11 protein-coding genes are annotated in these 14,864 nt (G+C 43.8%); 6 read left to right on the forward strand and 5 right to left on the reverse strand.

The features are described from left to right. From PQO05_RS22165 to PQO05_RS22180, 4 genes are all read left to right on the forward strand, one after another. Complete coding sequence (locus PQO05_RS22165) at positions 1–1,320, forward strand: ABC1 kinase family protein (RefSeq protein ID WP_273629636.1); 1,320 nt, start codon at positions 1–3, stop codon at positions 1,318–1,320. Positions 1,321–2,121: 801 nt separating this feature from the next. Next, positions 2,122–3,000: an NAD(P)H-binding protein gene (locus tag PQO05_RS22170; protein ID WP_273629637.1), complete on the forward strand. Its 879-nt coding sequence runs from the start codon at positions 2,122–2,124 to the stop codon at positions 2,998–3,000. A 22-nt stretch (positions 3,001–3,022) separates the two neighbouring features. Continuing rightward, positions 3,023–3,934 carry a TIGR01777 family oxidoreductase gene (locus tag PQO05_RS22175; protein ID WP_273629638.1) on the forward strand — a complete coding sequence of 304 codons (912 nt, stop codon included), beginning with the start codon at positions 3,023–3,025 and terminating at the stop codon, positions 3,932–3,934. Continuing rightward, on the forward strand, positions 3,924–5,231 hold the full coding sequence (locus PQO05_RS22180; protein ID WP_273629639.1) for a cryptochrome/photolyase family protein: 1,308 nt from the start codon (positions 3,924–3,926) through the stop codon (positions 5,229–5,231). The genes PQO05_RS22175 and PQO05_RS22180 overlap by 11 nt, the downstream gene beginning before the upstream one ends. A 142-nt stretch (positions 5,232–5,373) precedes the next feature. Here PQO05_RS22180 and PQO05_RS22185 read toward each other — a convergent pair whose 3' ends face one another. From PQO05_RS22185 to ggt, 4 genes are all read right to left on the reverse strand, one after another. Further along, positions 5,374–6,333, reverse strand: coding sequence for an FKBP-type peptidyl-prolyl cis-trans isomerase (locus tag PQO05_RS22185; RefSeq protein ID WP_273629640.1), 960 nt, complete (start codon positions 6,331–6,333; stop codon positions 5,374–5,376). Positions 6,334–6,336: 3 nt separating this feature from the next. Beyond that, positions 6,337–6,885: an FKBP-type peptidyl-prolyl cis-trans isomerase gene (locus tag PQO05_RS22190; RefSeq protein ID WP_273629641.1), complete on the reverse strand. Its 549-nt coding sequence runs from the start codon at positions 6,883–6,885 to the stop codon at positions 6,337–6,339. A gap of 135 nt (positions 6,886–7,020) precedes the next feature. After that, the gene (locus tag PQO05_RS22195; RefSeq protein ID WP_273629642.1) at positions 7,021–7,464 is read right to left on the reverse strand and encodes a MarR family winged helix-turn-helix transcriptional regulator; all 444 of its coding nucleotides are present in this window, start codon (positions 7,462–7,464) and stop codon (positions 7,021–7,023) included. 49 nt (positions 7,465–7,513) lie between these two features. Next, positions 7,514–9,208: a gamma-glutamyltransferase gene (ggt, locus tag PQO05_RS22200; protein WP_273629643.1), complete on the reverse strand. Its 1,695-nt coding sequence runs from the start codon at positions 9,206–9,208 to the stop codon at positions 7,514–7,516. 850 nt (positions 9,209–10,058) lie between these two features. On the opposite strand from ggt, the gene PQO05_RS22205 reads away from it, so the two are divergent. Further along, a complete protein-coding gene (locus PQO05_RS22205) occupies positions 10,059–10,550 on the forward strand; it encodes a hypothetical protein (RefSeq protein WP_273629644.1) in 492 nt (163 codons plus the stop codon). Between the two features lie 2 nt (positions 10,551–10,552). On the opposite strand, the gene PQO05_RS22210 is transcribed toward PQO05_RS22205, so the two are convergent. Then, on the reverse strand, positions 10,553–14,302 hold the full coding sequence (locus tag PQO05_RS22210) for a S8 family serine peptidase (RefSeq protein ID WP_273629645.1): 3,750 nt from the start codon (positions 14,300–14,302) through the stop codon (positions 10,553–10,555). 109 nt (positions 14,303–14,411) lie between these two features. On the opposite strand from PQO05_RS22210, the gene PQO05_RS22215 reads away from it, so the two are divergent. Beyond that, a complete protein-coding gene (locus tag PQO05_RS22215) occupies positions 14,412–14,855 on the forward strand; it encodes a hypothetical protein (protein ID WP_273629646.1) in 444 nt (147 codons plus the stop codon). The last annotated feature ends 9 nt before the right edge of the window (positions 14,856–14,864 follow it).

Raw genomic sequence — 14,864 nt, forward strand, 5'->3', positions numbered from 1 at the left:
ATGAGTGAGCAAAGTAAAGAACAAAACAGTATGCCAACCTCCAAAGTGGAGCGATCTGCCCGGTTTGTAAAAACCGGTTTCCAGGTTGGCGGTAATTATATTAAGCATTATTCTAAAAAGCTTTTTAATCCTGATCTGGATAAAAGCCAGTTAAACGAGGATAATGCAACTGACATCTATGCCTCATTAAGCGAACTGAAAGGCAGCGCCCTGAAAGTAGCGCAAATGCTGAGCATGGATAAAAACCTGCTGCCTACGGCTTATGTCGATAAGTTTTCGCAGTCGCAATACAATGCGCCTCCTCTATCCGGGCCGCTGATTGTGCAGACTTTTAAGAAATATTTCGGCAAATCGCCCGAACAGATCTATGATAAATTTAATCTACGATCTACCAATGCCGCATCAATCGGTCAAGTTCATGAGGCCGAATTGGATGGACGTAAACTGGCAGTAAAAATTCAATACCCCGGTGTAGGTGATTCAATTTCGAGCGATTTAAAGTTGGTAAAGCCATTTGCTTTCCGCCTGCTGGGCATGAGTGAAAAAGAACTGGATGTTTACATGCGCGAGGTTGAAGAACGCCTGCTCGAAGAAACTGATTACGAACTGGAAGTGCGCAGATCTATCGAGTTTTCTACCGCCTGCGCCAATTTGCAAAACATTGTTTTCCCTGAATATTTTCCGTCGCTTTCCAGCAAACGTATCATTACTATGAGTTGGATTGAAGGGCAGCATCTGAAAGAGTTTTTAGCCACTAACCCATCACAGGAATTAAGGAATAAAATAGGCCAGGCACTTTGGAATTTCTATAATTTTCAACAGCACGAGCTCCGTGCCGTACATGCCGACCCGCATCCGGGTAATTTTATGATTACCGCTGATGACAAGTTGGGTGTAATAGACTTTGGCTGCATTAAAGAAATGCCCGAAGATTTTTACTACCCTTTCTTTTCCCTCACCTCAACCAATATGCTGGATGATAAAGAAGAAACCATCAAAGCTTTCCGTGAGCTGGAAATGATCCATCCTAAAGATTCGCCACAGCAAATTGAGTTTTACTATACGCAGTATAAGCAAATGATTGGCCTCTTCGCCAAGCCCTACATGAGCAGTACCTTCGATTTTGGCGAAACTGCCTTTTTTGATGACCTATATGCTTTCGGCGAGCAAATTTCCAAAATGCCCGAATTTAAGCAAGCCCGCGGTGTTAAGCATTTTATTTATGTAAACCGCACCAATTTCGGGCTGTACAATATTTTGCATGAGTTAAAGGCAGAGGTTAAGACGGATACGTTTAAGCCGCATTTAATGGCGGTGTAAGTATTTAATACCAGCACGTCATACCACACGTCATTGCGAGGAGGTACGACGAAGCAATCTCAGACCAATTTGCAGAAACTTCAATACCACATAGAGCGGGATCTGTCATGCTGAGGCACTCGAAGTATGGTGCGGTGGGCATTTCACTTGCATATCTGTTTTTCATTAGGAATGGTAGTGTGCGTTATGAATCGTCAGTGGATGTTCATTTCTTTTTCTCTCAAAAAGAAACGAACCAAAGAAAAAGTCGTGGCTGCTCAATTTTCTGTTGAAAGTAGTGATGTGGCAGGTGTTGTGCTATCCGAAAATTAAGATGCCACAATTATTAGAGTATTGATGGTTCATCACAGCATTTATCTTTTATTTCCCCCACTATCTTTTGTCATTCAGAGCGATAGCGAAGGATCTTCTTAGCTATACCTTTACATCATTCCGCGTTAGGGATAGTAGTGGAAAGCCCGGAGCGTAGCGAGGACTTGCAACGGATAGCCCGGGCCGAAGGCAACGCCCCAATTTAATGAGTGAATGAGTGAGTTTTTGAATGAGTGAATAATTTCCCTCTCTACCGCAAGCCTCCAAACATTCTGCTAATTCTTTAATTCAATAAATTCTGGTTCAAACAGAGCGGCGAAGAAGATTCTTCATTACATTCAGAATGACAAAACACTTATAGATATATCATTCTCATAAATAAAATAAACACCCATTCCAACCCCTCTCCAAATTTCCTCTCACACCCCAAAAAACTTTTAAACAACTATTGTAAAAACTCCCGGCGGTTTTTATTGTTGCACTTCTGATATGAAGGTGCTGCTTACCGGAGCAAATGGTTATATAGGTACAAAATTGATACCTGCCTTATTAGATAAAGGCCACGAAGTGGTATGCCTTGTTCGCGACAAAAATTTATTTACTAAACAAAGTGTTTATGCCGACCGGGTGACCATCATCACCGGCGATTTGCTGCGCAGCCATAGTATGGAGCCCCTGCCTACAGATATTGACGTGGCTTATTACCTGGTTAACGCCATGGTACAAACATCGGGCTTTGCCGGTTTGGAGGCCATTGTTGCCCAAAATTTTGTGGATGCTATTGACAAAACTTACTGCAAACAAATTATTTCACTGAGCGATATCGACGATCATTTAAGCACCGTTGGCCTTTCGCGCCAGCATGTGGAAGATATTTTGGTTAAGGCCGATGCTGCCATTACGATATTAAAGACTACCATGATGGTAGGCTCGGGCAGTATAGCTACCGAGCTACTGGATGGGCTTACCCGTAAAATGCCGGTAATTATAGCCAAAAATTGGGCCAAGGCGCAGGAGCAACCCATAGCCGTTTGCGATGTGATTAAATACCTGGTGGGTTGCTTACTTAACGAAGCCTCGTACAACAGCGAGTTCCACATTAGTGGACCTGATGTTATTACGTTTAAACAAATGCTGATGATTTATGGCGAAATATGCCGTAACACGGTTACCAAGATAGTTACGGTGCCTCAGGTGTCGGCAGCACTGTCATCGTATTGGCTTAATTTCTTAACGCCTATCAGTTATTCGCATGCCAAAACGCTGGTTGAGAATTTAAAATACGACTTAATTTCGCGCGATGACGCCATCCTGGATATTGTGCCCATGCAAAGGCTTACCTTTAAGGAGGCCTTACAACAGGCATGATATTAGCTGATACTTTGTTGCGATGCAGAAACAACACATTTTAATTACAGGTGGTAGCGGCCTTATTGGTAAATGTTTAACTGAAGAATTGCTTAAACAAGGCTACACAGTTAGCCACCTAAGCCGCGGCGAAGGTAAAGACAGCCGGGTTAAAACTTACCAGTGGAATGTAGACCGTGGCCAGATTGACGAAAATTGCCTCAGTGGTGTAGACACCATTGTACACCTGGCCGGTGCCGGTATTGCCGATAAGCGCTGGACTAAAAAACGCAAAAAAATATTGATAGATAGCCGTACGCAATCTATTGCATTGTTGTACGATTTGATTAAACGAAAACCCAACCTGGTTAAAAATATCATCTCGGCATCGGCAACGGGTTATTATAGTAACCGGGGTGATGAATTACTAACCGAGGACAGTACACCTGCCAAAGATTTTCTGGGCTACTGCTGCACCGTGTGGGAACAGGCTGTAGATGCGGGCAAAGAGCTAAACCTGCGCATTGTGAAACTGCGTACAGGTGTGGTACTAAGCCGACGTGGTGGCGCATTGCCACCGCTGGCATTGCCGGTAAAATTTGGGGTGGGCACAGCGTTGGGCAGCGGTAAACAATGGATTCCGTGGATCCATATCCAGGATGCGGTTGATATGTATTTGCATGTGCTCGAGAATAACGCAATACAAGGCGTATTCAACATGGTAGCGCCTAACCCGGTTACCAACAAACAGCTTACTAAAGCTGTAGCTAAACAATTACGCCGCCCTTACTGGCTACCCAATGTACCGGCATTTATATTACGTGCCTTACTGGGCGAAATGAGCAAGGTGGTGTTAGCCAGCACTAAAGTATCTGCGGACAAAATTGAAAGCACCGGTTTCACATTCAAATACCCTTTATTAGCCGATACGCTTAAACAACTCTATGGAAAATAAACCGCTTACTATCTTTTGGTTTCGCCGCGATTTACGATTGCATGATAACGCCGGCTTGTACCGCGCCCTTAAAAGTGGCAACCCGGTTTTATGCCTTTTTATTTTCGATAAGGAAATTCTGGATGATCTGGAAGATAAGGATGATGCACGGGTAACTTTCATCTACAACCAAATTGAAGAACTTGATAAGCAACTGCAAAAACATGGCAGCAGTTTATTGTTGAAGTATGATAAACCTCATCATGCATGGCAGGAGATCATCAAAGAATACGAAGTAGCTGCAGTTTATACCAATCACGACTACGAACCCTACGCTAAAAAACGGGATGGTGATCTGGCTCATTTCTTTGCCAAACATAAGATTGACTTTAAAACTTTTAAAGATCAGGTAATACTGGAAAAACAGGAAGTAGTAAAGGATGATAAAACGCCTTACACAGTTTTTACGCCTTACAAAAAGCGATGGTTAAATAATCTTACCTCTTTCCACCTCAAATCGTATCCGACAGAAAAGTATTTTAAGAACTTCTATCAAACCAAGCCACTTAAAGATATTACCCTGAAACATCTTGGTTTTACTGAAAGCAAAGCAGAATTTCCGCCGATTGAATACAAGAGTGTTATTGAGGACTATGCGAAGAAGCGCGATTACCCGGCGATCAAAGGCACGTCACATATTGCATTACATCTGCGCTTCGGTACAGTAAGCATTCGCGACCTCGCTCGCGAAGCCACCCAGTATCACGAACGTACCTGGCTCAATGAGTTGATATGGCGCGAGTTCTATATGATGTCGTTAGACTTTTTTCCGCAAACTATTGATAGCGCCTATCGCCCGGAATTTGACCGTATCCAATGGCGTAACAATGAGCATGAGTTTAAAGCCTGGTGCCAGGGCAAAACAGGCTACCCTTTGGTTGATGCCGGCATGCGCGAGTTAAATACCACAGGCTTTATGCATAACCGTGTACGCATGGTAACAGCAAGCTTACTGGTTAAACACTTACTGATTGACTGGCGATGGGGCGAACATTATTTTGCACGAAAACTGCTGGATTATGATGCATCGGCCAATGTAGGCAACTGGCAATGGGTGGCAGGTTCGGGTACGGATACGATGCCATATTTCAGGATTTTCAATCCCGAGTCGCAGCTCAAAAAGTTCGACCCTAAAATGGAATACATAAAAAAATGGGTTCCGGAGTATGGCACAAACCAATATCCAGAACCCATTGTTGATAACACCGAAGCACGTGCGCGTTGCCTCAAAGCATATAAGCAAGCGCTTGGCCGGTAATTAGATGTGAGATAATAGATGCTTTCTCAGATTTTTCTTGTATCATATCTCATATCTAACTTTAGTACCGATAATTAAATGTGAGATATTTTCTCAGTCTTTTCCTGTCTCATATCTCACATCTAAAATCTAATATCTAATCTTAATTCGTTACAGACATAATGTTAAAGTCATAATACAGACAGCTGTTTGCCGGAGGAGCCTGTACAGTAAATGAAGCTCCAAAAGTTGCCGGGTTTTTACCGTAAGCAAGGCCCGATGGGATGATCAGTGATAGCTTAGCACCTTTGGTTACCAGTTTTAAGCCTTCCTGCCAACCCGGTATCATATTTTTATAATTTACAGGAAAGGAACTTGTATCTGCAAAGTTTTGTCCATCAAATATAGTTCCGTTAAATAGTTTGCCGGTATATTGCAGGCCAACAACAGAGTTTTCTGTAACCGGCACTGTACCTGTACCTACTTGTACTATTTTGTAGTATAAACCATCGGCTGTTTTGGTGTAACCGGTTAGGCCGTTAGTTTTCATGTAGTTCTGGATAACCATATCATCATAAATAGGCTCGCTGTTAGGTAAATTAGGCTCGCTATTTATCATATTGATATAATAATCTAAGCTTTCGTTACCCGGTAACCTGGTACTGCCTGTACCTGTACCAGATGTACCATAAGCCAAATGCGATGGGATTAGTATCCTGGCTTGTGCACCATCGTTCACCAGAATAGTTTTTAGTGCCAGCATTAAACCCGCAGGAGGGGTAAAATGGCCTACATAGCTATACGCATGGTTTAAAACAGTATCTGCAGATACATACTGGCCATCTAAAGTTTTATAAGTAAACACAATAGATACCGCATCAGAATATTGAAGTACTTTACCCTTACCTGGTCTTAATATCTGGTAATAAATACCTGTTGTATCACCACCATCCAGGTCGCGTTTCATGCCGGTAAGGCCGTTGGCAGAAATATAATTTTGAATCTGCTGCTGATCGTATGTTTTAATATCAACGTTGTTGTTGTCTTTGTGGCAAGATATTAATCCTAAAGACATCAGCCCTATGGTACAAAGTAGCAGAAGCGTAGTAAGCGTTTGTTTCATTTATTAATTAGTTACATCAAGTATTGTTATCTCAAAATCCAGTAATGAGTTTGCCGGCAATAAAACATTGCCTTTAGCATCTACATACTGGGACTGAGGGTAAGGGCCGTATGCATAACGTGATGACATTAGCAATCGTATTTTACCCCCTTTATTAATTTTTGCAGCTTGCAGGCCTAACTGCCAGCCTTTTATTGTTGCCCCCAACACATACGAAGGCGTAAAGCCAGTACTGCCTGTGCTGGTAAACGGCGGCTGTTCTGTTGTGCCCGTAATTACACTGGCGGTATAGTTAACTGTTATAGATGTTGAAGAAGTGTATAAAGCCGGTATAGTACCCGGATCTTCAACAATGTAATAAACACCTATCGTATCAGTTTTTGGTGCGCCTACCTGTACAGCAACTTTTGATAAATTGTTTGCATTTATAAACGTTACCAACGCTTTATCATCAGCCTCAGCCTGTGCTTTTACACTTGCGGCAACATCATCTGTTTTTTTACAGCCGGCAAAAATTACCAGGCATAATATTATACCCAACCACCTGTTCATACAGCTTTTTTCAAACGGCAAATTTATTGTTTTAAAATTCAAAAACGGCAGGTTAACATATTTTAACATTTACCTGTAACGGAAACACTTGTGCAGAAATTATAAGGAAGCCTAAAGCAGAGATCATTTTTATAATTAAGGCTTATAATTAAGGGTAAGCTTGTTGAGTTTTTTGAGGATATCGGTCAGCGAATCTTTTTCTTTTTCGGTAATATGGTCGTTAAGGTAGCTGTTAAATTCTTTTACCACGCCACGGGCCATGCGCCTTTTTTCTTTACCTAAATCGGTAAGGTATATTTTTACCGAGCGCTTATCCCCTTTGTTTAATTCGCGGTAAATTAAGCCCATCTTTTCTACCTGGCTCAGCATGCGCGATAAGCTGGTAGATTTTGCACCCACCAGTGCAGCCACCTGCGAAACCGTTGTACCGTCTTCCTCGTCAATATTAATTAACAGGTAGCCGATAGATTGGGTAATACCAAAATCGGACACAATATTATTATAGCGGTTGGCCATGGTTTGCCAAACAACCTTCAATAAATAATCTATCGTTTCGTGGTTTTTCGCCTTGTTATGCATGCAAACCAAATGTAAGTTGATATTATCTACTAAGCAAGTATAATTTAATTTACCAGCCCATAGAGGTATCGTCGCCACGCGGGTCAGCGCCACCTTGCAATACACCATTTTTTATCAATATGGCATCAACCCGGCCACTGGCACCGCGTACAATTATTTTATAGCCTTTTTGCTGCAATTTACTTTTCACAGCATCGGTTAAAGTAGCATCGGTTTCTATAGCAACCTCATCGGGCAGCCATTGGTGATGGAAACGTTTAGAATTTACCGCCTGCTGCATATCCTGATCAAATTCGATTACATTCAATATTGTTTGGAAAACAGACGTAATAATGGTTGATCCACCAGGAGTACCCACTACCATAAATAGCTTGCCGTCTTTCTCTACAATAGTTGGTGTCATGGATGACAGCATTCGTTTACCCGGCTGTATGCTATTGGCTGTACCACCCGTTAAACCAAACATATTGGGCACACCCGCTTTAGCGCTAAAATCGTCCATCTCATTGTTCAGCAAAAAGCCTGCACCCGCAACAAATATTTTGGAGCCAAAGCCGCCATTCAGTGTTGTGGTGATGGATACCGAATTCCCTTCTTTATCTACGATGGAATAGTGCGTAGTCTGGTCGCTCTCGTAACCGGCAAAACTGCCCGGTTTAATTTCGTTGCTTGGTGTTGCTTTATCCCAGTTAAAATTTTGCATACGCGAAGTGATATAATTCGGCCTCAGCAAACTATCAACAGGCACCTTGAAAAAATCAGGGTCGCCTAAATATTTCGAACGGTCTGCATACACCCTGCGTTCGGCCTCTACCACTACCTGCACTGTGCTATCCTGGTTATACCCCCAGCGGTGCAACGGGTAATTTTCTACCGAATGCAGTAGTTGCAGCAAAGCTATCCCTCCACTCGATGGCGGCGGCATGGTGATGATCTTGTAGTCTTTATACTTCCCGATAATCGGTTTACGCCACACCGAATGATAGTTTTTTAAATCCTCAGCGCTGATCATCCCGTTACCGCTTTTCATTTCGGCGGTTAGCTGGGCAGCCACCTTGCCTTCATAAAACCCGGCACGGCCTTTATCACGGATTTGCTCCAGGGTTTTAGCAAGATCCTCCTGCACCAATATATCGCCAGTCTGCCAAGGGGCATCTTTCAGGAAATAAGTTTTACCGGGGTTCAGCTTTTTAAAGGCTTCCTGGTTGCGGTTTAAATCGCCGGCCAGATGCGGGGTAATTTTAAATCCCTTACGGGCCAAATCAACTGCTGGCTGAACCAGGTCGGCCCATTTCAATTTGCCATATTTAGCGTGCGCAGTAATCATCCCATCAACCGAGCCCGGTACACCCGAAGCCTGATGGGTAGCAATACTCATATTGGGCACCACATTTCCATTGGCATCCAGAAACATATTTTTGCTGGCCGCGGCCGGAGCTTTCTCCCTAAAATCTAAAGTATTGGGTAAACCCTTAGCCGGGCGAAAAACCATAAAGCCTCCCCCGCCGATGTTACCGGCTTCGGGTAAAGTTACGGCCAGGGCAAACTGCACTGCCACGGCAGCATCAACCGCGTTACCACCCTTTTTTAAAATATCCAGCCCCACCTGCGATGCATCCGGGTAAGCGCAAACTACCATACCGTTATGGTATTGTGTTGTTGCCGATTGACTATAGCCCACTGTTGCTGATAAGATCAGCGCACTGAAAATTATCCGGGTTGAAGTTTTTAAGAAAGGGTTCATGTATTGCAGAATTGAATTTACTAATTAAGGGTTTTTATAGGGGATTTTGATGGATTACTTTAAAATACCTTAGAACGTCATTGCGAGGAACGAAGCAATCTCAGGCCGATTAGCAGTTCCTTTAATAAAGCATAGACTGCTATGAAAGCGTTGTGCTTTATCAATGTCAGTCCCGCTCAATCGCCGCGGGTTGGCTATTACTTTTTAGCCAAAAAGTAATCAAAAGGCTCATCGGCAAAAGGCTTCTCTACGCACATGCCATGCCGCACAGCGTTCAGAACAACACATCCCGATAGCTATCGGGACGGGATCTTTTGCCCTACTAACGTTCGCACAAGCCAGCCCTTCTGCAAAATCTCCAATGCCTCTTTCCACCACACAAGGCCAGCATTGTTCTGCACGCTTTTGGCCAAAGCTGTTTGCCGACGGGGAGAGAAGCTCACTTTCCTTTTGTCATTGTGAGGAGGAACGACAGCTTATTGGGACTCGTAATTACAAAGCAAAACACCTTCAATCTAAACCCGATTGGCGCGGCACGTAGTAGAGCAGAAAGCGGGGCTACCGGAACCGAAACGCCACTATCGTTCATTTTCAAATAATTTATGGCAATACGATCTTAACCAAATTCAAAAATACAGTTTTGTCATTTCGACGATAGGAGAAATCTTGTACTGCCAAATTATCATTCGCATAAGATCTCTCCTATCAAGTTTGCGATAAGCGCAACCCATTTTCCTTTCCCGATTCCTGACTCTCGATTCTTGATTCCCTTTAGAAAGAGTAACTTTTCTATTACAATACTTGTCATAAAATGCAATAATCACCGTTAATTGTATAAAATCGCATACTTATGAAAAAGATATTCTACTTTATTATTGCAATAGCAGCATTTGTAATAACTGGCAAACAAGCTCAGGCGCAGGACAATAGCTATAAAACTGCCGTGGGCTTAAAGTTTGGCGGATACGAAATCGGGCCGTCTATCAAATGGTTTTATGATAACAACCAGGCTTTGGAAGGTGTATTCGGGCTTCGTAGTGGTGGTGCTGTAGTTACCGGACTTTATGAAATGCACGTGCCTATATTTAATGTCGACAAGCTGAATTTATTTTATGGCGGCGGCCTCCATTTGGGTGGTATCGATAAGGGTACTTACGACGATGGCCGCCATGTTTATACCAGCAGGCGCGTGTTAGTGGGTTTCGATGCTGTTATAGGTGCCGAATATACTATCCCTAACACACCAATAGCTATTAGTGTAGACCTTGATCCACGCCTCGAACTGGCCACAGGTTCAACCTTCGACCTGGCACCTGCGCTGGGACTAAAATATGCTTTCTAAAATCAGCGTAGTATAATTACTTTTTTGGCGTAGAGTTTATCACCCAATACAATCTTTAAAAAGTAAGTACCCGGTGCCAGGCCCGATACATTAAGCGCCGTGCTGAAATTACCCGCATCAACAGTACGCTTGTCGGTATACATTACCTGCCCCACACTGTTAACAAATGATAGTTGTGCATTACCGGCTGCCTTGGCCACAAACAACACATTTAATGTGGTTGATGCCGGCACCGGGTAAATAGTAAGCCCGATATCTGTACTGTTATCCGGGTGCAGGGCAACCAGGGCAAAAGCATAATTGTCTGATATTGCTGTGCAACCGCTGCTTACCGCTATTGCTACCTGGTAATTACCACTTTCGGTTGCGGTATAGGTTTGTCCGGTTGCGCCGCTTATCGGGTTGCCATTATAAAACCACTGGTTACCCGCTGTATAATTAGATGTTAGCACATTGCCATTTTGTGTTATAGTTGGCTTAGTTAAAGTTACCGCCTGCCTGCTTGTTGAGGCACAGCCATAACTATGTACATGCATATTGTACAAGTAATAATAGTACCCGGTTGACCCTGGCGTGGCTGTATTACCTGTAATGCTAAATACCCCACCAATAGTGAAGGGGTATCCACTTACACCTACATTACTTCTAAATATGGTTGCATTGGCATCATAACTTATATTGATGGTATAAGTACCAGCCGAAGGCAATATGAGGTTCAACTCGTATATCTTGCCCTGGTCGGCAGGGTCATCATTAGTGGCACCTGCGGCAGGTGTAGTGCGGGTAGCTGTAGCATCAATAGTTGTGGTTGATACAATCTGGCCCGATGCATCGGCCACGCTAAATGTGATCTGGCCCGAATTACCGACGTATAGCCTTGCGCTCTCAATTACCATTGGCACCTGCGTACTTACAATGATGGCAGGTGTAAACTGGTTGTATCCTCCCCCGCTAAATGCGCCTTTAGTAGTTGAGCCAACTGTACCACTAAAATCATTGATACCGGCATAGTAGGTATTATTTACCGGCGGTGTATTGGTAACAACTGTAGCACCTGCGGCTAATGGAATAGTGTCATTAATATTCTGATACCAGAATAAGCCCCCATCTGCCGAACCCGACAATTGATAGCCTTTGGTATTGGTACAATAATACGCCGATAAATTGCTGGCAACTGGTGTTGCGCTAATTACAATTGTAGCCGATGTTGAATTATTAGCCGTTACCAGATCTCCGGCTAAATTAGTAGCACCTGTAATGGTATAAGTAGCGCCTGCGATAGTAGTAAACGTGTTGCTAAATGTATAATCTTCCTGCGTACCTGGTGCTAGAGAGCCTGTGTATGTTTCGTTAAATGTAGTTACTGTATTATTGGCATCTGTAATAGATACGGTAACCGGGATATTGGTTAAAGTTACCGTACCATAATTGCGAATGGTAACCGTAAGGTTTGTTTTGCCCGCACAAACGCCCGCAGCTGTACTGGCGCTAACCCCAACAATACCAGCATCGGTAGCAGGCTGTATAAACTGGATACGGTAATCCTGTGTTTCGCCTTTGGCGTAAGTTCCGCAGGCGATAACAGCATTTGGGTCGGTGGTTTCTGTGAGCACAATACGCAGGCGCGAATAATAACCGATACTTACATTGGTTGGTATGGTGATGTTGGTGTTAAACGTACCCGTTGCAGCTATTACGCCCGTAGTGGATACTAACTCGCCGGTATCATCAAAATCACCGTCGCCGTTCCAGTCGGCAAATATTTTGGCAATTTTGTTAAAGTTGCTTCCACAGGTACCTACCGTTAAGCTTAGCGGATAGGTTTTACCAGGCTCCAGTTGTGCGGTAAGCGAAGTATAATCAGAATAAGTGGTGCAACCCGCAGCCGGTGTGTTGTTGATATTGGCGAGGGTAAAATTGTTCACACGTGAATCTGCGCTTGATGTTGGGGCTGAAGCACAATAAGCATTACCACCAATACCGGTAACAATTAACGAATAAGCCTGACTGCCCGACGACAGCGTTTTTTTGTGGCTCACCGTAATGGTATATTGTTTCCCGGGTACTGCATTGGCAATATAAATCTGTTCGATGTTATCTCGAATGTTATCACCTGTTGTGGCTGCCGCAGCAGGTGTGGCAGGGTTAAGTACCCAGGGCATAAAGGTATTAGTACCGTCGCTTACGCGGATATCAAGATCGTTAACCAGCTTAGGTGTACGGTCATTAATAGTACCATCGGCCGAGAGCGTTCCCTGCGGATCTGTCCATGTGATCGAAGCAATCAGCGGCCCATCGCCTGATGCTGTTACCGTGAAAGTTTTAGTTTGGCCCTGCGTCAGCGTGTTTTCGCTGATCATGCTTTTGGTGCCGTTATCAGTAATGGCTTGTGCAGCTTTCTGCATATCCAGCAGTCCCCAACCGTAAACATAATCGGGGCCAACATTGCCGCCATCAAAGGCTGTATGGCAAGCCAAACCTTTCAGCGTGGCCGATTTCATAAAAGCGCCTGCATTTTGCTTGGCATAGTATTCCTGCAATAAATACAGCGAGCCGGTTACATTCGGCGCGGCCATTGAGGTACCCGACAGGGTTACATAACTAGTATTACTTGTGCTGCTGGACGACAGTACGTTTACCCCCATACCGCATATATCGGGCTTAACACGCCCGTCGTCCGTGGGTCCCCAGCTGCTGAAATAGGCAATTGACAGATCGCTCCTCGTACTTGGCCCAAATGGCAGCGGATTTACCGCCCCCACCGTGAGTATATTTTTGGCATTGGCATAATCGGGCAAAACATCGTAACCCGTGTTACTGCTGATGCCTGCCGGGCGCGGGCCTTTATCTACAAAAGTTTGATCGGTACGGCTTTTAAATCCCCAGTAGTCATCGCCCACCGCCGGGCCGGGATAGCCACGGTTATTACCTGCCGATTCTACAATTAAATAATAGGGCGCGGTATAAGCGATCTTGTCCCATGCCTGCGCCTGTTCGTCATAAAAACCGAAGTTATAATCTACCGAATCGCCGGGTAAGCCGTACCAATCCCAGCGACTGTTATCATCATCATAATCCCAACCGGCAATTGTACCGTACGAGTGGTTTGATAAGAGCAGATTTGGTGCAGCAGCGCTCATTTCGGCAACATCATTATCGTAATCGTATGATAGCAACGTGTTAGCACCGAATGACATACCCTTCGCAGGTGCATAAGCTCCCTTAGCAATCATGGTCCCGGACACGTGGGTGCTGTGTTCGTTTACAGCTGTTGAAGCGTCTTTTAGCGTAATGTTTTTACCGGCAAATTCCTGGTGGGTGGTTAATACAGATCCTGCATCCCAAATGGCCAGTTTACCGTTTAAGAAAGTGCTCGATCCGCTTAAATTCAGGTTTAAACTTCCACCCGGCTGTACCAGGTTAGTATGTGTACTGGCAGCGGCAATGGTATTGTTATCTGTTTTTACGTAAATTGGGAAACCCAGGCTATTGACACCATGCAATGATGTTAAGCCACCGCCTTTACGTTTGCGCGTAAGTTTCCAATTATATTTGGCTGCAAAATTTTGTAGCTGCAGTTTACGTGTTTCGTATTGCTGGTTGTATTGTTGTGATAAGGTGCTTAGTTCTGCTTTTTTAGCATCGCTTACCAAAGGCTGCTGGGCTTGGGCGGTGAGGAACAGGCCTGAAAGGAAACAGATTAGTAAAGCAAAACGGGTTTTATTCATGGTCAGCAATTCAAACAAGGTCATCTATAAATAATTGCAAACCAGCTTATGCAGTATATTTATACGATAGGTAATTTTATTTTGTTAAAGGTATATTATTACGTTAAAAATTAAATGATTTTAGCATAAGCCAATGAAAATATTTTTAGTCATTTCTGCATTTATGTTGATGGCCTGCCATACCATGAAACCACCAGCAATAACACAAGGCTTAAGCGGGTATGTGTACCGGGAAAGCGGCAACCAAATGCCATCACCCAATCGAAAAACCCGGAAACCTAAAGGCCTTAAATGCGATCTGTATATTTATCAGCCCACAACCCTTCAACAAACAGTGGGCAGCAATCCGGTTTTTACAAGTGTGAATAGTAAACTGGTTACAATTGTGCATAGCGACAGTACAGGTTATTATATAGTGAAGTTACCCGCAGGCAGGTATTCTGTATTTATAAGCACCGATAAAAAAAGCTTTTTTGCCGATGAAAGTGATGGCAGCGGCACATTAAACCCGGCAGAAGTTATCGCAGATAAAGTTACCGCCCGAAACTTTACTTTAAGATTGGGCGCTGTATATTAGTGTCTTTCA

The organism is Mucilaginibacter jinjuensis, assembly GCF_028596025.1.
Lineage (GTDB): Bacteria > Bacteroidota > Bacteroidia > Sphingobacteriales > Sphingobacteriaceae > Mucilaginibacter > Mucilaginibacter jinjuensis.